This window comes from Phreatobacter stygius (assembly GCF_005144885.1).
Lineage (GTDB): Bacteria > Pseudomonadota > Alphaproteobacteria > Rhizobiales > Phreatobacteraceae > Phreatobacter > Phreatobacter stygius.
On sequence record NZ_CP039690.1, the window covers coordinates 1,785,024 to 1,806,685 of the forward strand.

Sequence of the window (21,662 nt, forward strand, 5' to 3'; positions counted from 1 at the left end):
CGGTTCTTGGCCCTGCCTTTCCTTGTCATTCAGGACAACACTTTGAGCGCTCCCCGTTTCACCACCCGCCCCGAGATCGACGGCATTTTTGGTGTCGTCACCACCACCCACTGGATCGCCTCCGCCGTCGGCATGGGCATCCTGGAGCGCGGCGGCAATGCCTTCGACGCGGGGGTCGCAGCGGCCTTCACGCTGCAGATCGTCGAGCCGCATCTGAACGGTCCGGGCGGCGACGTGCCGGTCATCCTCTATGATGTCAGGCGCCAGCAGACCGAGGTCATCTGCGGCCAGGGTCCGGCGCCGGCAGGCGCGACCATTGCCCATTACCGCTCGCTCGGCCTCGATCTCGTGCCCGGCACCGGCCTGCTCGCCACCTGCATTCCCGGCACTTTCGACACCTGGATGCTGATGCTGCGCGACTACGGCACCATGCGGCCGCGCGACGTGTTGGAGGCGGCCATCGGTTATGCCCGCCACGGCTATCCGCTGGTCGAGCGCATCACCGAAACCATCCGGACCGTCGAGCAACTGTTCCGCGACCACTGGCCGACCTCCGCCGCGGTCTACCTGCCCGAAGGCCGGGTGCCCGAGGCCGGCGAACTGTTCGCCAATGTCCGGCTCGCCGAAACCTATGAGCGGATCCTGCGCGAATGCCAGGGCGGCACGCGCGAGCAGGAGATCGAGCGCGCCCGCCATGTCTGGTCGCAAGGTTTCGTCGCCGAGGCGATCGACACCTTCTGCCGCACCCAGGATGTCTTCGACGTCACCGGCCGGCACCATCGCGGCGTGCTGAACGGCCACGACATGGCCCATTGGAAGGCGACCGTCGAGGCGCCGATCCATTATGATTACGGCCGCTATCGGGTGTTCAAGCCGACCACCTGGAGCCAGGGCCTGGTCTGCCTGCAGCAATTGGCGCTGCTCAAGGGTTACGACCTCGACAAGCTCGATCCGGCCGGCCCCGACTTCGTCCACCTGGTGGTCGAGGCCGCCAAGCTCGCCTTCGCCGACCGCGAGGCCTTCTACGGCGACCCGGCCTTTGTCGACGTTCCGATCGAGACGCTGCTGTCGGAGGCCTACAATGCCGAGCGGCGCAAGCTGATCACCGAGCGCGCCTCGCTCGAGCTGCGTCCCGGCAGCATTGCCGGCGCCGGCGGCAAGGTCGAGGCGCGGGTCTCGGCCGGCAAGCGGGTGGCGGTCGGCGCGACCGGCGCCGGCGAACCGACGGTTGGCGAGATCCAGACCTTCGCCAGTGGCAATACCCGTGGCGACACGGTCCATTTCGATATCATCGACCGCTGGGGCAACATGGTGTCGTCGACGCCCTCGGGTGGCTGGCTGCAATCCTCGCCGATCATTCCGGAACTCGGCTTCTGCCTCGGCTCGCGCGCCCAGATGTTCTGGCTCGACGAGAGCCACCCGGCCGCACTCCAGCCGGGCAAGCGGCCGCGCTCGACGCTGACCCCGACCATCGCCTTCCGCGACGGCGAGCCCTATCTCGCCTGGGGCTCGCCCGGCGGCGACCAGCAGGACCAGTGGATCCCGCAAATGTTCCTGCGCCATGTCCATTCCGGCATGAACCTGCAGGAGGCGATCGATGCGCCAGCCTGGCACACCGAACATTTCCCCGGCTCGTTCTGGCCGCGCGAGTCGCGCCCGGGCGTTGTCGTGGTCGAGAACCGGCTGCCGCGTGCCACCATCGAAGAACTCGACCGGCGCGGCCACAAGGTCGAGATCGGCGGCGACTGGTCGGAAGGCCGGCTGACCGGCGCCCGGCGCGAGGGCGTCAGGCTGAAGGCTGCCGCCAATCCGCGCGGCATGCAGGGCTATGCGGTCGGCCGATGACCTGGTCGATCGTCGCGCGGGATCATGAAACGGGTGCGATCGGGATCGCGGTGGCGACCCGTTTCTTCGCCGCCGGCGCGCTGGTGCCGCATATCGATCCGGACGCCGGCGCGCTGGCGACCCAGGCCCTGACCAATCCGACCTATGGCGCGCGCGGGCTCCGCCTGTTGCGCGACGGCGCCTCGGCCGAGGACGTGGTCCGCGGGCTCACCGCGCCCGACCCTGGCGCCAGCCAGCGCCAGTTGCATGTGATGGACCGGACCGGGAGTTTTGCCGCCCATACCGGCGCCGATTGCGTCGGCTGGTGCGGCCACCTGATCGGCGACGGCTTTTCGGTCGCCGGCAACATGCTGACCGGGCCCGCGGTCATCGACGCGACCGCGGCCACGTTCCAGGCTCATGCGCTGCTGCCCTTCGCCCGCCGCCTGATCGAGGCGATGAAGGCCGGCGAGGCGGCCGGCGGCGACAAGCGCGGCCGGCAATCGGCGGCGCTCGTGATCCACACCACCGAGGACTATCCGGCGCTGTCGCTGCGCGTCGACGATCACAGCGATCCGCTGGCCGAACTGGACCGGCTCGAGCGGGTCTCGCACGAGCGCTATGTTCATTTCGCCCGGTTCTTCGCGACCAAGGCGGATCCGGTCGGCGGCATCGACCGCGACGCGATCAACGCGGCGATCGCCGAGGCCGTGGCGCGGGAGGCGGAGCGATGAACGAGGCCCAGCCGTCATCCGCCATGGGCACAGCGACCGGGCCGCTGCTCCAGGTCGACGATCTCGCCGTCGCCTTCCACGGCCAGGACGGCCGGCGCACCCAGGCGGTCGACGGCGTCTCCTTCGCGCTCGAAGCCGGCCGCACACTCGGCATTGTCGGTGAATCCGGGTCGGGCAAGAGCGTCACTTCGCTGTCGATCATGGGCCTCTTGCCGCAGGGCGCGGCGGAGGTGACCGGAGCGGTCCGGTTCGAAGGCCACGACCTCCTGCAACTGCCGCAAAGCGGCCTGCGCGACCTGCGCGGCGACCGGCTCGCGATGATCTTCCAGGAGCCGATGACCTCGCTCAATCCGAGCTTCACCATTGGCGACCAGATCAGCGAGGCGATCATCCGCCACCGCAAGGTGTCGCGCGAGGCGGCGGCGGCCCGCGCCGTCGAGATGCTCCGGCGCGTGCGCATCCCGACGCCCGAGGCGCGGTTCCACGACTATCCGCACAAGCTGTCCGGCGGCATGCGCCAGCGCGTCATGATCGCCATGGCGCTCGCCTGCGACCCGCGCCTGTTGATCGCCGACGAGCCGACCACCGCGCTCGACGTGACCATCCAGGCGCAGATCCTCGAACTGATGCGCCAGCTGCGCCAGGAGACCGGCACGGCGATCATCCTGATCACCCATGATCTCGGCGTGGTCGCCGAGGTCTGCGACGAGGTGATCGTCATGTATGCCGGCCAGGTGGTCGAGCGCGCGCCGGTCGCCGAACTGTTCCGCAATCCGCAGCATCCCTATACGGTCGGCCTGATCGGTTCGATCCCGCGGCTCGACATCCGCAAGGACCGGCTCGCCGCGATCAGCGGCAGCGTGCCGAACATGACCGCGCCGCCCAAGGGCTGCCGCTTCGCGCCGCGCTGCCCCTTCGTCGAGCCGGCCTGCCTGGCCGCGGTGCCGAGCCTGGCCACGACCGCACCCGGCCATGCCACGCGCTGCCGGCGCGCGCCGCTGGAAAGGCTGGTGGCATGACCGTGCTGCTCGAAACCAGGGATCTCATCAAGCAATTCCCGGCCAGGACATCGGCATTCGGACGGGTGCTCAGCAAGGTCCATGCGGTCGACGGCGTCAGCCTGAGCATTGCCGCCGGCGAAACCCTGGCCCTGGTCGGCGAGAGCGGCTGCGGCAAGTCGACGGTTGGCCGGCTGGTGCTGCGCCTGATCGAGGCGACCGGCGGCCAGGTGACCTTCGACGGCGACGACCTCGCGACGCTCGGCCAGACCGCGCTGCGCGAAAAACGCCGGCATGCCCAGCTGATCTTCCAGGATCCGTTCGCTTCGCTGAACCCGCGCATGACGGTCGGCGATATCCTGGCCGAGCCCTTGATGCTGCACCGGATCGTGCCGGCCTCGGCGCGCGCCCAGCGGGTCGGCGAACTTCTGGCCGAGGTCGGCCTGCAGCCGCACCAGGCGTTGCGCTATCCGCACGAGTTTTCCGGCGGCCAGCGTCAGCGCATCGCCATTGCCCGCGCCATCGCGGTGGAGCCGAAGCTGATCGTCTGCGACGAACCGGTCTCGGCGCTCGACGTGTCGATCCGCGCCCAGATTCTCAACCTGCTGCGCGATCTCCAGCGCCGGCGTGGCCTGGCCCTTTTGTTCATCTCGCATGATCTCGCCGTGGTCAAACATATCGCCGACCGGATCGCCGTGATGTATCTCGGCCGCATCGTCGAGACCGCGCCGACCGATACGCTGTTCGCCGAACCGCGCCACCCCTATACGCGCGCCCTGCTCTCAGCCATTCCGGTGGCCGCACCCGGCGTCGCGCGCGACCGGCAGTTGCTGGAGGGCGACGTTCCCTCGCCGCTGAACCCACCGCCGGGCTGCCACCTCAACACCCGCTGCCCCTTCGTCATCGAGCGCTGCCGCAGCGAGCGGCCGGCCCTGATCGGCGACAGCCACGCCACCGCATGCCATCGTTGGCCCGACCTGCCGCCGGCCGGCGACATCGTGCCACGCGAGGCGATCGCCGATCTCAGGCTCGAAAGGCTGATCGCCGCCTTTGCCCGCGAACCCGAAAGTGCCGGCTGAACCGAAACGCATGAAATTCCCAATTCACGAGCGCGAATGCGCCTGAACACCAGAGGACGGGACCGATGAAAAAGCTCACCAGATGGACTGCCGCGGCACTGCTGCTCGCCGCCTCGATGACCGCTGCCGGCGCCCGGCCGACAACCCTGCGCATCGGCCTGGCCGAAGACCCCGACGTGCTCGACCCGACGCTCGGCCGCACCTATGTCGGGCGCATCGTCTTCGCCTCGATCTGCGACAAGCTGTTCGACATCGACGACAAGCTGCAGGTCGTGCCGCAGCTGGCCCTGTCGCACGAGACCGCCGAGGATGGGCTCTCGATGCTCATCAAGCTGCGTCCGAACGTCAAATTCCACGACGGCGAGCCGATGGATGCCGAAGCGGTCAAGTTCTCGATCGAGCGGCATATGACCATGCAGGGCTCGTTCCGCCGGCCGGAGCTCGCCTCCGTCGACAAGGTCGAGGTGGTCGATCCGCTGACCGTCCGGCTGGTGCTGAAGCAGCCGTTCTCGCCGCTGTTGTCGCAGCTCACCGACCGCGCCGGCATGATGGTCAGCCCCAAGGCCGCGCGTGAGGCCGGCGAGCGCTTCGGCACCAGGCCGGTCTGTGCCGGTCCCTACCGCCTGGTCGAGCGGGTCCAGCAGGACCGCATCGTGGTCGAGCGTTTCGCCGACTACTGGAACAAGGACCAGATCACCATCGACCGGATCGAATACCGGCCGATCAATGATTCGACCGTCCGCCTCGCCAATCTGCGCGCCGGTTCGCTCGATCTGATCGAGCGGGCGCTGGCCACCGACGTCGCCGAGATCCGCGCCAATCCGCGGCTCAGGCTGTCGACCGCCATCGACCTCGGCTACCAGGGCGTGACGCTCAACACCGGCAAGAGCGACGCGGCCAAGACCGCCTTCGGCCAGGACCCACGCGTCATGCAGGCCTTCTCGCTGGCGATCGACCGGGTGGCGATCAACCAGGTCGTGTTCAACGGCGGCGCTGCGCCCGGCAACCAGTGGATCAACCCCCAGCACCCCTATTACCAGAGCCGCTTCCCGGTTGCCGCGCGCGACATCGAGCGGGCCAAGCGCCTGTTGCGCGAGGCCGGCGTGCGTACGCCAGTGACCGTCGATTTCATGGTGCCGAACAATCCGGAGGTTCGCCAGGTCGCCGAGGTGCTGCAGGCGATGACCGCCGAGGCCGGCTTCGACCTGAAGATCCGCGTCACCGAATTCGCCACCTCGCTGCAGGAGGCCGAACAGGGCCGCTACCAGGCCTATATGCTGAACTGGTCCGGGCGGACCGATCCCGACGGCAACCTGTTCATCTTCCACGGCTGCAATCAGCCGCAGAACTATGGCGGCTACTGCAATCGCGAGGTCGACGCCTTGATGCAGGAGGCACGCGCCAAGTCCGATCTTGCCGCCCGCAAGGCGATCTACGAGCGGGTTGCCGAGCGGCTGATGACCGAAGGATCGATCGTCTATCTCTACCATCGCCCCGTCATCATCGCCCATACCGTGAGGCTGGAAGGCTATCGCCCGATGCCCGACGGCCTGGTGCGCGTCATCGGCCTGAAACTCAGGCCGAACTGACGGGCCCCGCACCATGCTGACGCTCATCGGCAAGCGGATCCTTCAGCTGATCCCGACCCTGTTCTTCGTCTCGGTGATCATTTTCCTGCTGCAGCAATTGCTGCCCGGCGACCCGGCTCTGGTGATGGCGGGCGAGGAGAAGGATCCGCTGGTGATCGAACAGATCCGCCAGCGCTACCGGCTCGACCAGCCGCTGCCGATCCAATATCTCGCCTGGATCGGCGGCGTGTTCTCCGGCGATCTCGGCGAAAGCATGCGGCTGAAGGAACCGGTCCTGCGCCTGGTCGCGCAGAAACTGCCGGTCACCGTGCAGCTGGCGGTCATGGCCATGCTGTTCACGCTGGCCATCGGCATTCCGGCCGGCATCGTCTCGGCGGTCAAGAAGAACACGGTGTGGGACTACGCGGTCAATGTCATCGCGCTCTGGGGCATCTCGACGCCGAATTTCTGGCTCGGCATCATGATGATCTTCCTGTTCTCGGTGCAGCTCGGCTGGCTGCCGGCTTCCGGTTATGTCTCGCCCTTCGAGGATTTCTGGGGCTCGATGGCGGCGACCGTCATGCCGGCCTTCGTGCTCGGCAACTCCTTTGCCGGCGTGCTGATGCGCCACACCCGGGCGGCCATGCTGCAGGCGCTGGAGAGCGACTATGTCCGCACCGCCCGCGCCAAGGGGCTCGCCGAGGAGCGGGTGATCCTGAAACATGCGCTGCGCAACGCGCTGACCCCGATCATCACGCTCGGCGCGCTCGAATTCGGCACGCTCCTGTCGGGCGCGGTGCTGACCGAGCAGATCTTCTCGGTGCCGGGCTTCGGCAAGCTGATCGTCGATGCCGTGTTCAACCGCGACTATGCCGTCGTCCAGGGCGTCGTGCTGGTCACCGCCACCACCTATATCGTGCTTAATCTCCTGGCCGATATCGGTTACATCTTCGCCAACCCGCGGCTGAGGAGCTGAACCATGGCGTCAAGCCAAGGCGTTCTCGCAGCCATTGCCGCGGCCGAGGTCGAAAGCCCGGCACGCCGCGCCTGGCGCCGGCTGAAAGCCCGCAAGGGCGCCATGGTGGCGCTCGGCGTGCTCGTGCTGATCATCGTGATGGCGGTTTTTGCACCCTATCTCACGCCCCACGACCCGATCCAGCAGAGCTGGCGGGCGGTGCGCCAGGCGCCGTCGGCAGCCCATTGGTTCGGCTCCGACGAGGTCGGCCGCGACATCTTCGCGCGTGTCGTCTTTGGCGCCCGCGCCTCGCTTGCCGCCGGCGTCGTCTCGGTCGCCATCGCGATCCTGGCCGGCGTACCGCTCGGCCTCGCCGCCGGCTATATCGGCGGCTGGACCGACGGGCTGATCTCGCGCTTCACCGATGCCATGCTGGCCTGTCCGTTCCTGATCCTGGCCATTGCGCTGGCGGCCTTTCTGGGGCCCTCGCTGCAGAACGCCATGATCGCCATCGGCATTACCGCAACGCCGGTCTTCGTGCGGCTGACCCGCGGCCAGGTGCTGGCGGTCAAGACCGAGGACTATATCGAGGCGGCGCGCGCGGTGGGCAACCCGCGCTGGCGCATCGCCGTGCGCCACATCCTGCCGAACATCCTGCCGCAATTGCTGGTCCAGGCGACGCTGACGGTCGCCACCGCCATCATCGCCGAGGCCTCGTTGTCCTTCCTCGGGCTCGGCCAGCAGCCGCCGACCCCGTCCTGGGGCTCGATGCTGAACTCGGCCCAGCGTTTCCTCACCCAGGCGCCGTGGATGGCGATCTATCCGGGGCTCGCCATCTTCGTCACCGTGCTGAGCTTCAACCTGCTCGGCGACGGCCTGCGCGATGCGCTCGATCCGAAGGCGAAATAGCCAGCCTCAAGCGCCGGCATCGCCGGCGTTCGGAAAGAACAGCTGCTGTCCCTCGATCTTGTAGTCGGCGATCGCCTTCTGCCCCTCGGGCCCCAGCACCCAGTCGATGAAGGCCTGGCCGTCGGCGGCCTTCACATGTGGATGGCGCTGCGGGTTGACCAGCATGATGCCATATTGGTTGAACAGCCGGCGGTCGCCTTCGACGACGATCGTGAGGTCGCCGCGGTTCTTGAACGACAGCCAGGTGCCGCGATCGGTCAGCACGTAACCGTTCATCGCGGAAGCCGTGTTGAGCGCCGCGCCCATGCCCTGGCCGATCTCGCGATACCAGGCCCCCCGCGCGGCCGCGAGGTCGATGCTCGCTGCCGTCCACAAGGCCAGTTCCGCCTGGTGGGTGCCGGAACGGTCGCCGCGCGACACGAAAGGCAGGGCCTTGGTCTGGATGGCGCGCAGCGCCGCGGCAATGTCGCGCGTGCCGCGCACGCCGGCCGGATCGGCCTTCGGTCCGACCAGCACGAAATCGTTATACATGACCGGCCGGCGCGGTCCGCCGAAACCGTCGGCGACAAACTTGTCCTCGGCCGCCCGGGCATGGACGAAGACCACGTCGGCATCGCCGCGCCGGCCGGTGTCGAGCGCCTGGCCGGTGCCTTGCGAGATCACCCTGACCTCGATGCCGGTCTTCGCCTTGAACCGCGGCAGGAGGTGGTTGAACAGGCCCGAGTCGACCGTCGAGGTGGTCGAGGCGACCGTGACGAGGCGTGGCGGCGCCGCCTGGCCGACGGCGGCGCCGGCGAGCACGACGGCAGCGCCGAGACCGAGGAGAAGACGACGGGTCGTGATCATGGACGGCTCCTTGAAGCAGGGTGTGGTCACCACAAGAGTTCTCCGGCGATGAAGGCCCGGGCCTCCGGGGTCGACGGCGAGGCGAAGAAGGCGTCGGCCGGGCCCTGTTCGATGAGGCGGCCACGATGAAAGAACAGCACGCGATGGGCGAGCCGGCGGGCCTGACCGAGATCATGGGTCGCCATGACCAGGGTGACGCCTTCGGCGGCAAGGGTCTCGAGCATCGCTTCGATCTGCCTGACCGCGCCGGGATCGAGCTGCGACGACGGCTCGTCGAGAAACATGAGCTCCGGCTTCAGGGCCCAGGCCCGCGCAATGGCGAGCCGCTGCTGCTCGCCGCCCGACAGGAGCCGCGCCGGCCGGGTCGCCAGGGCAGCCAGGCCGAACCGCTCCATGGCTTGGCGCGCCAGGTCCTGGCGGGTCCGCCGGGCGACGCCGCCGGCGGCCAGGGCATGGACGATATTGGCCTCCGCCGAGCGGCGCAGCATGACCGGCTTCTGGAACACCATGGCGTGGCGCTTGGCGCTGCCGTGCCGGGCATTGGCGGGATGGGCCCAGGCGACACGGCCGGCGCTGGGTTCCAGCAGGCCGTGGCAGAGCCGGAGCGTCAGCGACTTGCCGGAGCCGTTCGGCCCGAGGATCGCGGTGATGCCGCCGCGCGGGACGGTGAAGCCGACATCGGCGACGAGCTGTTTGCCGCCGGCCTCGAAACCCAGGCCCTCGACCGTCAGCGGCAGGATCGACACGGTGTCACGCATGGCCGTCACCCCGCATAACGCGCGCCGATACGGCTCGCGCCATAGGTCACCGCATTGATGGCGAGCGTCAGCCCGATCAGCACGATGCCGAGCCCGAGCGCCAGGGGCAGATCGCCTTTCGAGGTCTCCAGTGCGATCGCGGTCGTCATGGTGCGGGTGTAGCCGGCGATATTGCCGCCGACGATCAGCACGGCGCCGACCTCGGCGCTGGCCCGGCCGAAGCCGGCCAGCAGCGCGGTGGCAAGCGCGAAGCGGCCGTCCCACAGGAGCGTCGGAATGGCCCGCCAGCCGGTCATGCCGACGGAGGCGAGATGTTCGCGATATTCGCCCTGCAGGTCCTCGACGATCTGGCGGGTGATCGCCAGGATGATCGGCAGCACCAGGAGCGCCTGGGCCGCAACCATGGCGGCCGGCGAGAACAACAGCCCGAGGGGGCCGAGCGGGCCTGACCTGGACAGGATCAGGAAGATCATCAGGCCAGCGACCACCGGCGGCAGGCCCATCAGCGCGTTGACCACGACGATCACCAGCGACCGGCCGGGGAAGCGCGCCAGCGCCAGCATGGCGCCAAGCGGCAGGCCAATGACCGCCGCGACCAGCACGGCCGTCAGGGTCACGGTCAGCGACAGGCGCACGATGGCGAGGAAACCCGGATCGAGCCCGAGGATCAGGCCAAAGGCTGCGGCGAAGGCGGTGCTGACGTCCAAGGGCGGCGTTCCTCCGGCTTCAAGATCCTGTTCTTTGTTGCATTGGTTATGGATCCGCCCGTATGATTTTCAACAATGGAATTCCTGCATGAGAACGCAGCTCTATGCATGAGAACACCTATCTGACAACCGATGAAGCGGCGGCCTATCTCAAGCTCAAGGGGCGCAAGCTCTACGACCTCGTCGCCCAGGGCGCCGTGCCTTGCACCAAGGTGACCGGCAAATGGCTGTTTCCGCGCGCCGCCCTCGACCGTTGGCTGGCCGCCGGCCTTGCCCGTCCGGCCGGTTTCGTCGCGGAACCGCCGCCGCCGATCGTCGGTGGCAGCCACGACCCCTTGCTCGAATGGGCGATGCGCCAGTCCGGCTCGGGGCTTGCCTTGCTGGCCGAGGGTTCGGAAACAGGCCTCGACCGCCTGGAGCGCAATGAGGTGGCCGCCGCCGCCATCCACCTGCACGGCGCCACCGACGACGACGGCGCCAATATCACCGGTGTCGCGGCGCGCTCCGGCCTGAACGATGCCGTCGTCATCGGTTTTGCCCGGCGCGAGCAGGGCCTGGTCGTCGCGCCAGGCAATCCCCTGAAGCTCGAAGACCTCGCTGGCGCGGTCAGGGCCGGCGCACGTTTCGCCTTGCGCCAGACCGGCGCCGGCGCGCAATTGCTGCTCGCCGCCATGCTCGACCGGCTGTCGGTGCCGCCGGAGAGCCTGAACAGCGCAGCCGCCCCTTACCCGACCGGCGTCGACCTGGCGCTCGCCATTCGCTCGGGCGAGGCCGATTGCGGCATCGCGACATCGGCGGTGGCCGCCACCCACGGCCTCGGCTTCCTGCCGGTCGTCTGGGAGCGCTTCGATCTCGTGCTGCGCCGGCGGAGCTATTTCGAGCCCGGGCCGCAAAAGCTGCTGGCTTTCCTGCGCCGGCCGGACTTCGTGCGTCGCGCCGCCGATTTCGGCGGTTATGATGTCAGTGAGGCCGGCCAGGTCCGGCTCAACATGTGAAGCCGCCGCCGATGTCCGAGCCGCCTCGCCTCACGCCGGTCGCCGATGCGCTGGAGCCGCTGCTGGCCGGCTCGAAGCCGCTCGACCAGGCCCGGATCGCAATCGCCGACGCGCTCGGGCTCATTGCCGCCGAACCGGCGCGGACCTCCGGGCCGGTCCCGCCACTGGCCGTCGCCTTGCGCGACGGCATTGCGGTCGCCTCGGCCGATATCGTCGGCGCCACCCCTTATGCCCCGGTCATCCTGACCGACATGCCGCCGGCGGTTCGCAGCGGCGCGACACTGCCACCGGCAACCGATGCGGTCATCCCCGCAGCGGCGGCGATCCCGGCCGGTCGCCTGGTCGAAATCGGCCAGGCCGCTTATCCGGGCGAGCAGGTCGCCACGGCCGGATCCGATCTCGCCGGCGATATCCAGATCCTCGGGCGCGGCGACCTGGTCACGCCGGAGCTGCGGCTGGCGCTGGCGACGGCCGGCATGACCGATATCGCCGTTCTCCGGGCAAGCTTCGCCATGACGCCCGGCGGCGATCCGGTGGTCCGCGACTGGCTCGCCGCGCGCCTCCGGGCGCTTGGCCTGACCGAAACCGGCGAGCCGGAGGCCGGACTGATCGCGAGCTTCGGCGAAAGCGCCGGCGCCTTCGCCAATCGCGCGCCGATGCCGGTCGCGCGCGGCCTGGCCTTGCGCCCGGGCGACAATGCCGGCACGGCCATGGCATCTGACGGCAGGCCGGTCATCCTCCTGCCCGAGCGCTTCGACGGCGCGATCGCGGCTTTCTACGCCTTGATCCTGCCCGTCGTCGCACGCCTGACCGCCCGGCGGGTCAACACGCACACCTTGCCGCTCGGCGCCAAGATCGCCTCGACGATCGGCTGCACCGATGTCGCATTGCTGCACGTCGTCGATGGGCGTTATGAACCCCTCATCGTCGGCGCGGTCACGCTGCAGGCCCTGCTCAGGGCCGATGCGGTCGCGCTGATCCCACCGGAGAGCGAGGGCGCTGCCGCCGGCACGCCGCTCGCCGCCATCCCGATCGGCAACCCGCTGATGCCCGAACCGAGCTCATGACCGAACGCTCAAGCCTCGACCAGGATCAGTTCCTCACCGTGCTGACGCGCGAGGAAGCCGTCAGCCGCTTCCGCGCGGCGCTGGCGCCAAAGCCGCTCGGGTCCGAGCTGGTGCCGCTCGATCGCCTGGTCGGCCGGGTGCTGGCCACCGACATCGCCGCGCCGGTCGATACGCCGCCCTTCGACCGCTCGGTGGTCGACGGCTTCGCCCTCCATGCCGGCGATGTCGCAACCGCCTCCGACACCGCGCCGTCCGTCCTGGCGCTCAATGGCGAGGTGATCGCCTGCGGCTTTCAGCCGAAGCTCGCGGTCCGGCCCGGCACGGCCACGCCGATCGCCACCGGCGGGCCGGTCCCGCGCGGTGCCGATGCCGTCGTCATGATCGAACAGACCGACATCGCGGCCGACGGCCGGCTGGTGGTCAAACGCGCGCTGGCGCCCGGCCAGAACATCGCCTTTGCAGGGTCCGACATCGCCCGCGGCGAAACGCTTCTGCGCCGTGGCACCACGGTCGGCGCCCGTGAGATCGGCATGTTGGCGGCCGTCGGCCTCGTCGAGGCCCAGGTCTGGCTGAAGCCGCGGGTCGCGGTGATCTCCACCGGCGACGAGCTGGTCGCCCCCGGCGAGCCGCTGCGCCCCGCCGCGATCTATGATTCCAACGGCGCCATCGTTGCCGCCGCGCTGGAGGAAAACGGCTGCGAGCCGGTGCGTTTCGGCGCCATTGCCGACGATGCCGTCCGGCTCGAGGCGGCGATGCGCGAGGCCCATGCGACATGCGACGCGGTGATCCTGTCGGGCGGCACGTCGAAGGGCGCCGGCGACCTGACCTACCGCATCGTCGGCGCGCTCGGGAGCCCCGGCATCGTTGCCCATGGCGTCGCCCTGAAACCCGGCAAGCCGCTCTGCCTCGCCGTTGCCGACGGCAAGCCGGTGGTGATCCTGCCGGGCTTCCCGACCTCGGCCATGTTCACCTTCCACGACATCGTGGTGCCGGTGCTCAGGATCCTGGCCGGCCAACCGGAGCGCCAGGACGTCCAGCTCACCGCGCGCGTGCCGGTGCGCGTGCCCTCCGACCTCGGCCGCACCGAATTCGTCATGGTGGCGCTGTCGGCAAGTCCGGACGGTCCGGTGGCCTACCCGATCGGCAAGGGCTCAGGCTCGGTCACCGCCTTCTCCCAGGCCGACGGTTTCGTCACCATCGATGCGCTGGCCGAAGCCATGCCGGCCGAGACGGTGACGCCGGTGACCCTGTTCACGCCGCATCTGCATGTGCCGGACCTGGTCATCATGGGCAGCCATTGCGTTGGCCTCGACGCGGTCATCGGCCGCCTGGTCGACCACGGCTTGAGCGCCCGGTCGCTGGCGCTCGGCAGCCTCGGCGGCCTCTCGGCGCTGCGCCGGGGCGAATGCGATCTCGCTCCGATCCACCTGTTCGATCCGAAGACCGGCCTCTACAACCGGCCGTTTCTCGGCCCCGATATGAGTTTGATCGCTGGCTGGCGGCGCATGCAGGGCATCGTCCACGCCAGGACCGATACGCGCTTTGCCGGCATCACCGACGCCAAGGCCGCGGTGGACAAGGCGCTTGCCGATCCCGATTGCCTGATGGTCAACCGCAACCAGGGCGCCGGCACGCGCATCCTGATCGACCAGTTGCTCGAAGGACGGAAGCCACCTGGTTATTGGAACCAGCCGCGCTCGCACAACGCGGTGGCCGCGAGCGTCGCCCAGGGCCGCGCCGACTGGGGCGTGGCGATCCGCCCGGTGGCCGAGGCCAACGATCTCGGCTTCATCCCGCTCGCCGAGGAGCATTACGATTTCGCCGTCGCCGCCGAACCCGCCAAGGCGGCGGCGATCGAGGCTTTCCGCGCCGCGATCGTCGAGGCGAGAGACGCGCTCGAAGCCCTTGGCTTCGCGCCGGCCGACCGGGAACCGCAGACATGACCGATGCGACGCTCGACATCTCCGGCACTTTTCTGGTGCCCAAGGGCAAGCTGACCGCCGCCGTCACCTGGCTCGGCATGGCGAAAGCGCCGGAGCCTGCGGCGTCGCCCGGCCCGCTGCGGCTCAACCGGATCGCGGCGCCGGATCTCGCCTGGTACCGCGCCCTGTTCCGCCGGGTTGGCGAGGACTGGCTCTGGACCTCCCGCCTGATCCTGTCCGACGCGGCGCTGGCCGACATCCTCGGCAATCCGCGGGTCGAGGTCTATACGATCGAGCGCGACGGCGCCGAGATCGGCATGGTCGAGCTGGATCTCAGGGTCGAAGCCGAGGTCGAGATCGTCTATTTCGGCCTGGCCCGGGAGGCCGTCGGCCAGGGCCTCGGCCGCATGGCCATGGCGAGCGCCCTGCAGGTGGCCTGGCGGCCCGGCATCACCAAGGTCTGGCTGCACACCTGTTCGCACGACCATCCCGGCGCGCTCAAATTCTACCGGAGCTGCGGCTTCGTGCCCTATGCCACCGGTATCGAGATCTTCGACGATCCGCGGCTCGCCGGCCTGCTGCCGCGCTCGGCCGCAGCGCATATTCCGCTTATCGGCTGAAGGTTTCCGGCACCGGGGTCCAGATCACCTCGTCGATCGCGCGGGCGCCGGTCGCCAGCATGACCAGCCGCTCGAAACCGAGCGCGATGCCGCTGGTCGGCGGCATCAGGGCGAGCGCCGCCAGGAGCTCCTCGTCGATCGGATAGCGCTCGCCATAGACCCGCGCCTTCTCGGCCATTTCGATCTCGAAGCGGCGGCGCTGCTCGGTCGGATCGGTCAGCTCGCCGAAGGCGTTGGCAAGCTCGACGCCGCAGGCGTAGAGCTCGAAGCGCTCGGCCACCCGTGGGTCGGCCGGTTTTGGACGCGCCAATGCGGCCTCGCTCACCGGATATTCGCACAGGATGGCCGGGCGGCCGAAACCGAGCTTCGGCTCGATCCGCTCGACCAGCACCTTGGAGAAGATGTCGGCCCAGGTGTCGTCCTCGGAAACGCGGATGCCCGCCGCGCGGGTGCGGCCGGCGAGGTCGGCGCGATCGGCCTCGCCCGACGGAGCAATGGTTGCCAGGAGATCAATGCCGGCATGGCGGTCGAAGGCTTCGGCCAGCGTCACCCGCTCGGGTTCGAGAAACGGATCGGCTGTCGCGCCGCGCCAGGTCAGAAGCGTAGCGCCGGCGGTCTCGCAGGCGAGCCGCATCAGCGCCGCGCAATCGGCCATCAGCTGTTCGTAGGGTTCGCCCACCCGGTACCATTCCACCATGGTGAACTCGGGGTGGTGCAGCGGGCCGCGCTCGCGATTGCGGAACACCCGGGCGAAATCGACGATCCGGGTCTCGCCGGCGGCGATCAGCTTCTTGGCGGCGAATTCCGGCGAGGTGTGCAGGTAAAGCGGCGCCCGCCGGCCGTCGATGGCGACCGCCTCGGTTGCAAAGGCGTGCAGATGCGCCTCGTTGCCGGGCGAGACCTGCAACAGCCCGGCCTCGACCTCGGTGAAGCCCTCGGCTTCGAACCAGGAGCGCAGCCGCTGCTTGATCCGGCCGCGCTGGACCAGGAACGGCCGGCGGTCGGCATGGCGGTCCTTGGCCCACCAGGGAGAGGCTGTCATGGACATCGGTTTCAGGCTTCGGGGTGGCGCTTTGCGGAAACTTCGTCTATGCGACGGCGGAACCGATCGCCAGGGGCGGTCGCCCCATCCAACCTGCACCCGCCAATCCAAGGACGACATCCGTGCCGAAGGTCATCGCCTCTTCCGTCCGCAAGGGCAACATCCTTGAAGTCGACGGCAGGCTCTATCTGATCGTCACCGCCCAGAATATCCATCCCGGCAAGGGCACGCCGGTGACCCAGGTCGACATGCGCCGCCTGTCGGATGGCGTGAAGGTGTCGGAGCGCTGGCGCACCACCGAAATGGTCGAGCGCGCCTTCGTCGAGGACCGGCCCTACACCTATCTCTACTCCGATGGCGACGGCAATCACTTCATGAACAAGGAAACCTTCGAGCAGATCGGGGTTCCCGACGACATCCTTGGCGATATGAAGCCCTATCTCCAGGAAAACATGGAAGTGAAGCTCTCGGTCTATGAGGGCAATCCGGTTGGCATCGAACTGCCCCAGCGCGTCACGCTGGAAGTGGTCGAGACCGAGCCGGTGACCAAGGGCCAGACCGCCTCGTCGTCCTACAAGCCCGCCATCCTGTCGAATGGCGTGCGCACCCTGGTGCCGCCGCATATCGGCGCCGGCACGCGCATCGTCGTGAACACCGAGGACGGCGCCTATTACGAGCGCGCCAAGGACTGATCGCCTGCCGGATTCGAGCGGCCACCAGGCTGCAGCTGGCGCGGACATCCCGCGCTGGCCATGGCCGGTGATGCGTGCGCGGGTCCAGCCTTTTCAAACGGCCGCGCAGAGGCGACAAGGGGCGAGAGATTTCGGTCGCAGCGTGACGGGGGACGTTCTTGGCCTATCGCTTCGTCCATGCGGCGGATGTTCACCTCGATTCGCCGCTTCGATCACTCGCGCTGCGCAACCCTGATCTGGCCGAACTGATCGGCAACGCCACGCGGCGGGCCTTCACCAATATCGTCGACCTCTGCCTGAACGAACAGGTCGACGCCCTGCTGCTGGCCGGCGACCTCTACGACGGCGACCAGACGTCGATGAAGACGGCGCGGTTCCTGGCCATGCAGATCCGGCGGCTCGACGAAGCCGGCATCCGGGTCTTCATCATCCGAGGCAACCACGACGCCCTGTCCAGGATCACCAAGGAACTGACCCTTCCAGACACCGTGAAGGTGTTCGGCGGCCGGGCCGAGGCCGTCTCGATCGAGCGGTCGCGCGGCGATTTCGCGGTGGCGATCCACGGCATCAGCTTCGCCAACGCCCATGCGGCCGAGAGCCTGCTGCCGAAATACAAAGCCCCGCTCGACGGTGCCGTGAACATCGCGCTGATGCACACGAGCCTTGCCGGCGCGGCGGGACATGACCCCTACGCCCCGTGCAGCATCGCCGATCTCGGCACCAGCGGCTTCGACTACTGGGCGCTCGGCCACGTCCACCGGCGTGCCGTCGTCGAAAGCCCGCGTGCGATCGTCATGCCGGGCATGCCGCAGGGCCGCGACATCAACGAGGCTGGGCCCAAATCCGTCACGCTGGTCACGGTTGCCGATGACCGGTCGATCCAGATGGAACAGCGCTTCACCAGCGTTGCCCAGTTCGAGCGGGTGGCGGTGAATGTCGACGGCATCGAGGATTGGCGCGCTCTGGTCGCGGCCATGACCCGGGCCTTCGAGCAGGCGCGCGAGCGGACCCAGTCCGAGCATCTGGTGGCGCGCCTCAGCATCACCGGAACGACGCCGCTGGCCTGGCAGATCAGGCGCGATGCCGACCTCCTGAAGGCGGAGGCCGACGACCGGGCGTCGGTGATCGGCAAGAGCTGGGTCGAGAAGCTCGAGATCGACTGCACCGCGCCGGGCGTCGTCGCGGGCGCACCTGCCGACCCGCTGGCCGAACTGCACGACCTGATCGCCGGCGAGGTCCTGTCGTCCAGCGCCTATGCGATGGAACTGACTGTCATCGCCGAGGAACTGCGGGCGCAATTGCCGGTGGAATGCCGGACCATCTTCGGCACCAGCGAGGAGGCGTTCAAGGCGGCCCTCGGGCGGCTGGCGCGCGAGGGTGCCGAAGACGTTCTCGCGCGGCTCCACGCTGCAGCCGATGGCGGGCAATCCTGATGCGCCTCAACCGTCTCGACCTGACACGCTACGGCAAGTTCACCGACCGCCAGATCGATTTCGGCTCGAGCGAGCCCGGCCGGCCCGACCTGCACATCGTCTACGGCCCGAACGAAGCCGGCAAGTCGACGGCTTTGGCCGCCTTTCTCGACCTGCTCTTCGGCATCGAGGCGCGCAGCCGCTACGACTTCCTCCATCCCTATGCGACCATGCGGATCGGCGCTTCGCTCGATCTCGCCAGCGGCACACGCGCCTTCGTCCGGATCAAGCGGCCGCAGAACAGCCTGCTCGATGGCGGCGAGCAGCCGGTTCCCGACGGCCTCATCCTCGGCGATCTCGGCGCCATCGACCGGGCCTCCTACCGGACCATGTTCTCGCTCGACGACGACACGCTGGAAGCCGGTGGCGAGAGCATTCTCGCCAGCAAGGGCGATCTCGGCCAATTGCTGTTTTCCGCCAGCGCCGGGCTCGCGGAGCTCAGCCGGACCCTCGTCGCGCTGCGTGGCGAAGCGGACGGCTTCTACCGGTTCCGGGCGCGAAGCGGCGAACTGCATGACCTCAAGGCCCAACTGGCGACACTCAAGGAGGAGCGGGAGCGGATCGACACGGCGGCATCCGAATATGCCCAGCTCGTCGAAACCCGCGACCGCGCCTCGGTCCAGTATGAGGAGGCCCTGGGCGAGCGCGGTCAGGTCCGCTCGCGCATGGACGAGATCAGGCGCCTCGTGAACGCCATGCCGCGACTGGCCGCGCTGAAGGCCCTGCGCGCCGATCTGGAGCCCCTGGCCGGCCTGCCCGAACCGCCGCCCGGCTGGCTGGAAAGCCTCCCCAGGCTGCAGGCCGAGGAGATCGAGCTGGCGACCCGCGCCGATGCGATCGATCGCGATATCGACCGTGTGACGGACGAGATCGAGGCGATCGCCGTCGACGAGCATGGCCTTCGGCTGGCCGAGCGGGCCGACCGGCTGGCCGAGCTCAGGGCGCGCAGTGTGACGGCGGAGAAGGACCTGCCGCTCCGGCACCTGCAGCTGAAGGAAATCGACCTGGCAATCTCGGGCATCCTGCGCCGCCTGGAATGTCCGGAACAGACGGCGCCCGGCTCGCTCCTGCTCGCCGCCTCGCAGGTCGGCGCGCTCAGAAGCCTGATCGAACAGAGGTCGGGTGTCGAGGCGGCGCTGAACGGCAGCCGGCGCGAATGGACCGAAGCGGGCCGTCGCCTCGCCGACCTGCGCGAGCGGCTGGGTGCCGCCGGCCCCGATGACCAGCCAGGCGCCGCCACGGCGTTCGCGGCGCTTGCCGGCGCGGTGAACGCGCTCCGCGCCGACGACCATCTGGCGCGCCGGCGTATCGCCGAGCGAACCAGGGCGAACCTGCTTGATGTCCTGGCCGAACGCCTGTCCGCGTTGAAACCGTGGAGCGGCAAGGCGGACGAGCTCGCGGCGATCAGCGTGCCCGCAGCCTACGACATCGAGCGCTGGAAGGCCGCCACCGCGGAGGCCCAGGCCGAGATCGACCGGCATGGCTCGGCCATCGAGCGCCTCACCACCGAGCGGCGCCGGCTCGAGGCCGAACGGGATTCGATCGGCGCGACGGCCGGGCCGGTGAGCGATCAGGAGGCCGCGGCGATCCGTGCCGCCCGCGAGGCAGCATGGGCAAGGCACCGGCGCGCGCTCGACGCCACCTCCGCCGACGCCTACGAAGGCACGCTTCGCCGCGACGATGCCGTTGTCCATGCCCGCTTCGGCAATGCCAAGGACGTGGCGCGGCTGCATCAGCTGACGCAGGCGATCGCGGTCCTCATCGCTGATCTCGACCGGGCCGGAGAGCTGCACGCCGTCGCGTCAGGCCGCATGGCGACGCTGCGCGCGGAGATCGCCGCGGCGCTGCGGGCGATCGGTCCGGCGATGCCGCCGGACATGTCGCTATCCCACCTGGAGGCCTGGCTCGCGGCGCGCGAACGGATACTCGACCTGCGTGAACAGCGCCGCCAGGCCGACCGTGACCTTCGCGAGGCGGAAACGGACGCAGCGGCGGCACGCGAGCGGCTGCTGTCCGCGCTTGCGGCCGCGGGCACCAGCCACGACGCCGCCGCCGACCTCGATGCGCTCGCCCTTGCCGCGCAAACCGCCATCGATCGCGAGGCCGGCAAGCAAGCGCTGCGCGACCAGGCCGATGAGCGCCGCCGCGACCTGGCGCGGCGGGACGCGGACATGAACGCCGCGGCGGCCGCCGAGCGGGACTGGAGCCAGGCCTGGGAGAAGGCCTGTGCGGGCTCCTGGCTCGGCCGGGGCGGCATTCCGGGCGTCGCGACGGTGCGCGAATGCCTCGTCGAGCTCGCGGCGCTCGAACCGGTGCTCGACAAGCGGAGCGGCCTCGCCGATCGGATCCAGAAGATGGAGCACGACCAGGCAGCGTTCGCCGACGAAGTTGCCGCGCTTGCCGGCGAGCTCGGCATGGACGACCGCAGCCGGCCGTCTCTCGACCTGGCGCACGATGTCGCTCACCGCGTCGAGGCGGCGCGCGCGGCCGAGGCGACCCGCGCGACCCGGATGACCTCGCTTGACGATCTGCGCGAGCGCCAACGCGATGTTGTCGACCGGATCGCCGTCAACGCCAGGCGAAAGATCGAAATGACCGGCTATTTCGACGTGACCTCGTTGATCGAGGTTGGCGAAAGGCTGCGCAGCGCCGAGAAAAAAGCCGACTTGCAAAGGCGCGAGATCGACGAGGCGCGTGCGCTGCGCGACGCGATCGGCGAAACCGCGGAACATGACGCGGAAGCCCTGCTCGAAGGGCTCGATCGGCCGGCGCTCGAAACCGAGCTCGGTGAACTGACCGCCCGCTTCGAGGACCTCGACCGGCGCGCGCGCGAGCTGTTCACCGCCCATAGCAAGGCGGTGGACCGGGTCGAGGCGGTGGGCGGTGACGACGCGGTTGCCAGGCTCGAAGAACGGCGGCGCACCGGCCTTCTGGAGATTGAAGACAAGGCCCTGCGCCATTTCCGGCTGCGGGTCGGCATCGTCGCCGCCGAGCAGGCTCTGCGCTCCTATCGCGACCGGCACCGCAGTTCCATGATGAAGCGCGCCTCCGAAGCTTTCCGGACGATCAGCCGCGGCGCCTATACCGGCCTGGCGACGCAGCCCGAGAAGGATGGCGAGATCCTGCTCGGCGTCGGTGCCGACGGCAGCTCCAAGATCGCCTCGGACATGTCCAAGGGAACGCGCTTCCAGCTCTATCTCGCCCTGCGCGTGGCCGGCTATCACGAGTTCGCCCGCCTGCGCCCGGCCGTGCCCTTCGTTGCCGACGACATCATGGAAACCTTCGACGACTTCCGCGCCGAGGAGGCCTTCCGGGTCTTTTCGGACATGGCCGAGGTGGGCCAGGTGATCTATCTGACGCACCATCGCCACCTGCTGGACATTGCCCAGCGGGTCTGCCCCGGCGTCAGGGTGCATGAACTCGGCCCCGGCCCCGGTTGATCGACCGGCGCGGCGCATCCGCGTTCGCGGCGCC

Annotated in this window: 18 protein-coding genes; 14 read left to right on the forward strand and 4 right to left on the reverse strand. The window is 69.0% G+C overall.

Going from position 1 to position 21,662, the window contains the following annotated elements; translation table 11 throughout:
• Positions 1-42 precede the first annotated feature (42 nt).
• The 7 genes from E8M01_RS08135 to E8M01_RS08165 all read left to right on the forward strand — a co-directional run bounded on the left by E8M01_RS08135 (position 43) and on the right by E8M01_RS08165 (position 8,067).
• Positions 43-1,845 carry a gamma-glutamyltransferase family protein gene (locus tag E8M01_RS08135; RefSeq protein WP_246088640.1) on the forward strand — a complete coding sequence of 601 codons (1,803 nt, stop codon included), beginning with the start codon at positions 43-45 and terminating at the stop codon, positions 1,843-1,845.
• Positions 1,842-2,558 carry a DUF1028 domain-containing protein gene (locus E8M01_RS08140; protein ID WP_136959673.1) on the forward strand — a complete coding sequence of 239 codons (717 nt, stop codon included), beginning with the start codon at positions 1,842-1,844 and terminating at the stop codon, positions 2,556-2,558. The genes E8M01_RS08135 and E8M01_RS08140 overlap by 4 nt, the downstream gene beginning before the upstream one ends.
• Entirely contained in the window at positions 2,555-3,577 is a 1,023-nt protein-coding gene (locus E8M01_RS08145) for an ABC transporter ATP-binding protein (RefSeq protein ID WP_246088641.1), read from the forward strand. The genes E8M01_RS08140 and E8M01_RS08145 overlap by 4 nt, the downstream gene beginning before the upstream one ends.
• Positions 3,574-4,635 (forward strand): ABC transporter ATP-binding protein, encoded by a 1,062-nt coding sequence (locus tag E8M01_RS08150; RefSeq protein WP_136959674.1) that lies wholly within the window; start codon positions 3,574-3,576, stop codon positions 4,633-4,635. Before E8M01_RS08145 ends, E8M01_RS08150 begins: the two co-directional genes overlap by 4 nt.
• 65 nt (positions 4,636-4,700) lie before the next feature.
• Positions 4,701-6,224 carry an ABC transporter substrate-binding protein gene (locus tag E8M01_RS08155; protein WP_136959675.1) on the forward strand — a complete coding sequence of 508 codons (1,524 nt, stop codon included), beginning with the start codon at positions 4,701-4,703 and terminating at the stop codon, positions 6,222-6,224.
• Positions 6,225-6,237: 13 nt separating this feature from the next.
• Positions 6,238-7,179 (forward strand): ABC transporter permease, encoded by a 942-nt coding sequence (locus E8M01_RS08160; RefSeq protein ID WP_136959676.1) that lies wholly within the window; start codon positions 6,238-6,240, stop codon positions 7,177-7,179.
• Positions 7,180-7,182: 3 nt separating this feature from the next.
• Complete coding sequence (locus tag E8M01_RS08165) at positions 7,183-8,067, forward strand: ABC transporter permease (RefSeq protein WP_136959677.1); 885 nt, start codon at positions 7,183-7,185, stop codon at positions 8,065-8,067.
• Between the two features lie 6 nt (positions 8,068-8,073).
• On the opposite strand, the gene E8M01_RS08170 is transcribed toward E8M01_RS08165, so the two are convergent.
• Genes E8M01_RS08170 through E8M01_RS08180 form a run of 3 tightly spaced genes read right to left on the reverse strand, consistent with a single transcriptional unit; the run spans position 8,074 to position 10,378 of the window.
• On the reverse strand, positions 8,074-8,913 hold the full coding sequence (locus E8M01_RS08170; protein WP_136959678.1) for an ABC transporter substrate-binding protein: 840 nt from the start codon (positions 8,911-8,913) through the stop codon (positions 8,074-8,076).
• Positions 8,914-8,939: 26 nt separating this feature from the next.
• Positions 8,940-9,671 carry an ATP-binding cassette domain-containing protein gene (locus tag E8M01_RS08175; RefSeq protein WP_136959679.1) on the reverse strand — a complete coding sequence of 244 codons (732 nt, stop codon included), beginning with the start codon at positions 9,669-9,671 and terminating at the stop codon, positions 8,940-8,942.
• Positions 9,672-9,676: 5 nt separating this feature from the next.
• The gene (locus E8M01_RS08180; protein WP_136959680.1) at positions 9,677-10,378 is read right to left on the reverse strand and encodes an ABC transporter permease; all 702 of its coding nucleotides are present in this window, start codon (positions 10,376-10,378) and stop codon (positions 9,677-9,679) included.
• A gap of 104 nt (positions 10,379-10,482) precedes the next feature.
• On the opposite strand from E8M01_RS08180, the gene E8M01_RS08185 reads away from it, so the two are divergent.
• The 4 genes from E8M01_RS08185 to E8M01_RS08200 are packed head-to-tail and all read left to right on the forward strand — an operon-like array spanning position 10,483 to position 14,982.
• A complete protein-coding gene (locus E8M01_RS08185) occupies positions 10,483-11,373 on the forward strand; it encodes a helix-turn-helix transcriptional regulator (protein ID WP_136959681.1) in 891 nt (296 codons plus the stop codon).
• Positions 11,374-11,384: 11 nt separating this feature from the next.
• On the forward strand, positions 11,385-12,440 hold the full coding sequence (locus tag E8M01_RS08190) for a MoeA family protein (RefSeq protein WP_136959682.1): 1,056 nt from the start codon (positions 11,385-11,387) through the stop codon (positions 12,438-12,440).
• Positions 12,437-14,383 (forward strand): molybdopterin biosynthesis protein, encoded by a 1,947-nt coding sequence (locus E8M01_RS08195; protein WP_136959683.1) that lies wholly within the window; start codon positions 12,437-12,439, stop codon positions 14,381-14,383. Before E8M01_RS08190 ends, E8M01_RS08195 begins: the two co-directional genes overlap by 4 nt.
• The gene (locus E8M01_RS08200) at positions 14,380-14,982 is read left to right on the forward strand and encodes a GNAT family N-acetyltransferase (RefSeq protein ID WP_136959684.1); all 603 of its coding nucleotides are present in this window, start codon (positions 14,380-14,382) and stop codon (positions 14,980-14,982) included. Before E8M01_RS08195 ends, E8M01_RS08200 begins: the two co-directional genes overlap by 4 nt.
• On the opposite strand, the gene epmA is transcribed toward E8M01_RS08200, so the two are convergent.
• Positions 14,972-16,030, reverse strand: coding sequence for an EF-P lysine aminoacylase EpmA (gene epmA / locus E8M01_RS08205; protein ID WP_136959685.1), 1,059 nt, complete (start codon positions 16,028-16,030; stop codon positions 14,972-14,974). The genes E8M01_RS08200 and epmA overlap by 11 nt on opposite strands.
• Positions 16,031-16,146: 116 nt before the next feature.
• Here epmA and efp point away from each other — a divergent pair, with 116 nt between their 5' ends.
• The 3 genes from efp to E8M01_RS08220 all read left to right on the forward strand — a co-directional run bounded on the left by efp (position 16,147) and on the right by E8M01_RS08220 (position 21,628).
• Positions 16,147-16,716 (forward strand): elongation factor P, encoded by a 570-nt coding sequence (gene efp / locus E8M01_RS08210; RefSeq protein WP_136959686.1) that lies wholly within the window; start codon positions 16,147-16,149, stop codon positions 16,714-16,716.
• A gap of 158 nt (positions 16,717-16,874) precedes the next feature.
• Complete coding sequence (locus tag E8M01_RS08215; protein WP_136959687.1) at positions 16,875-18,149, forward strand: metallophosphoesterase family protein; 1,275 nt, start codon at positions 16,875-16,877, stop codon at positions 18,147-18,149.
• Complete coding sequence (locus tag E8M01_RS08220) at positions 18,149-21,628, forward strand: ATP-binding protein (protein WP_136959688.1); 3,480 nt, start codon at positions 18,149-18,151, stop codon at positions 21,626-21,628. The genes E8M01_RS08215 and E8M01_RS08220 overlap by 1 nt, the downstream gene beginning before the upstream one ends.
• Positions 21,629-21,662 lie beyond the last annotated feature (34 nt).

What these genes read in the sequence shown, in the direction of transcription:
- E8M01_RS08140 (WP_136959673.1), top strand. Translation starts at nt 1,842, where the DNA reads ATGACCTGGTCGATCGTCGCGCGGGATCATGAAACGGGTGCGATCGGG.
- E8M01_RS08145 (WP_246088641.1), top strand. Translation starts at nt 2,555, where the DNA reads ATGAACGAGGCCCAGCCGTCATCCGCCATGGGCACAGCGACCGGGCCG.
- E8M01_RS08150 (WP_136959674.1), top strand. Translation starts at nt 3,574, where the DNA reads ATGACCGTGCTGCTCGAAACCAGGGATCTCATCAAGCAATTCCCGGCC.
- E8M01_RS08155 (WP_136959675.1), top strand. Translation starts at nt 4,701, where the DNA reads ATGAAAAAGCTCACCAGATGGACTGCCGCGGCACTGCTGCTCGCCGCC.
- E8M01_RS08160 (WP_136959676.1), top strand. Translation starts at nt 6,238, where the DNA reads ATGCTGACGCTCATCGGCAAGCGGATCCTTCAGCTGATCCCGACCCTG.
- E8M01_RS08165 (WP_136959677.1), top strand. Translation starts at nt 7,183, where the DNA reads ATGGCGTCAAGCCAAGGCGTTCTCGCAGCCATTGCCGCGGCCGAGGTC.
- E8M01_RS08170 (WP_136959678.1), bottom strand. Translation starts at nt 8,913, where the DNA reads ATGATCACGACCCGTCGTCTTCTCCTCGGTCTCGGCGCTGCCGTCGTG.
- E8M01_RS08175 (WP_136959679.1), bottom strand. Translation starts at nt 9,671, where the DNA reads ATGCGTGACACCGTGTCGATCCTGCCGCTGACGGTCGAGGGCCTGGGT.
- E8M01_RS08185 (WP_136959681.1), top strand. Translation starts at nt 10,483, where the DNA reads ATGCATGAGAACACCTATCTGACAACCGATGAAGCGGCGGCCTATCTC.
- E8M01_RS08190 (WP_136959682.1), top strand. Translation starts at nt 11,385, where the DNA reads ATGTCCGAGCCGCCTCGCCTCACGCCGGTCGCCGATGCGCTGGAGCCG.
- E8M01_RS08195 (WP_136959683.1), top strand. Translation starts at nt 12,437, where the DNA reads ATGACCGAACGCTCAAGCCTCGACCAGGATCAGTTCCTCACCGTGCTG.
- E8M01_RS08200 (WP_136959684.1), top strand. Translation starts at nt 14,380, where the DNA reads ATGACCGATGCGACGCTCGACATCTCCGGCACTTTTCTGGTGCCCAAG.
- epmA (WP_136959685.1), bottom strand. Translation starts at nt 16,030, where the DNA reads ATGTCCATGACAGCCTCTCCCTGGTGGGCCAAGGACCGCCATGCCGAC.
- E8M01_RS08220 (WP_136959688.1), top strand. Translation starts at nt 18,149, where the DNA reads ATGCGCCTCAACCGTCTCGACCTGACACGCTACGGCAAGTTCACCGAC.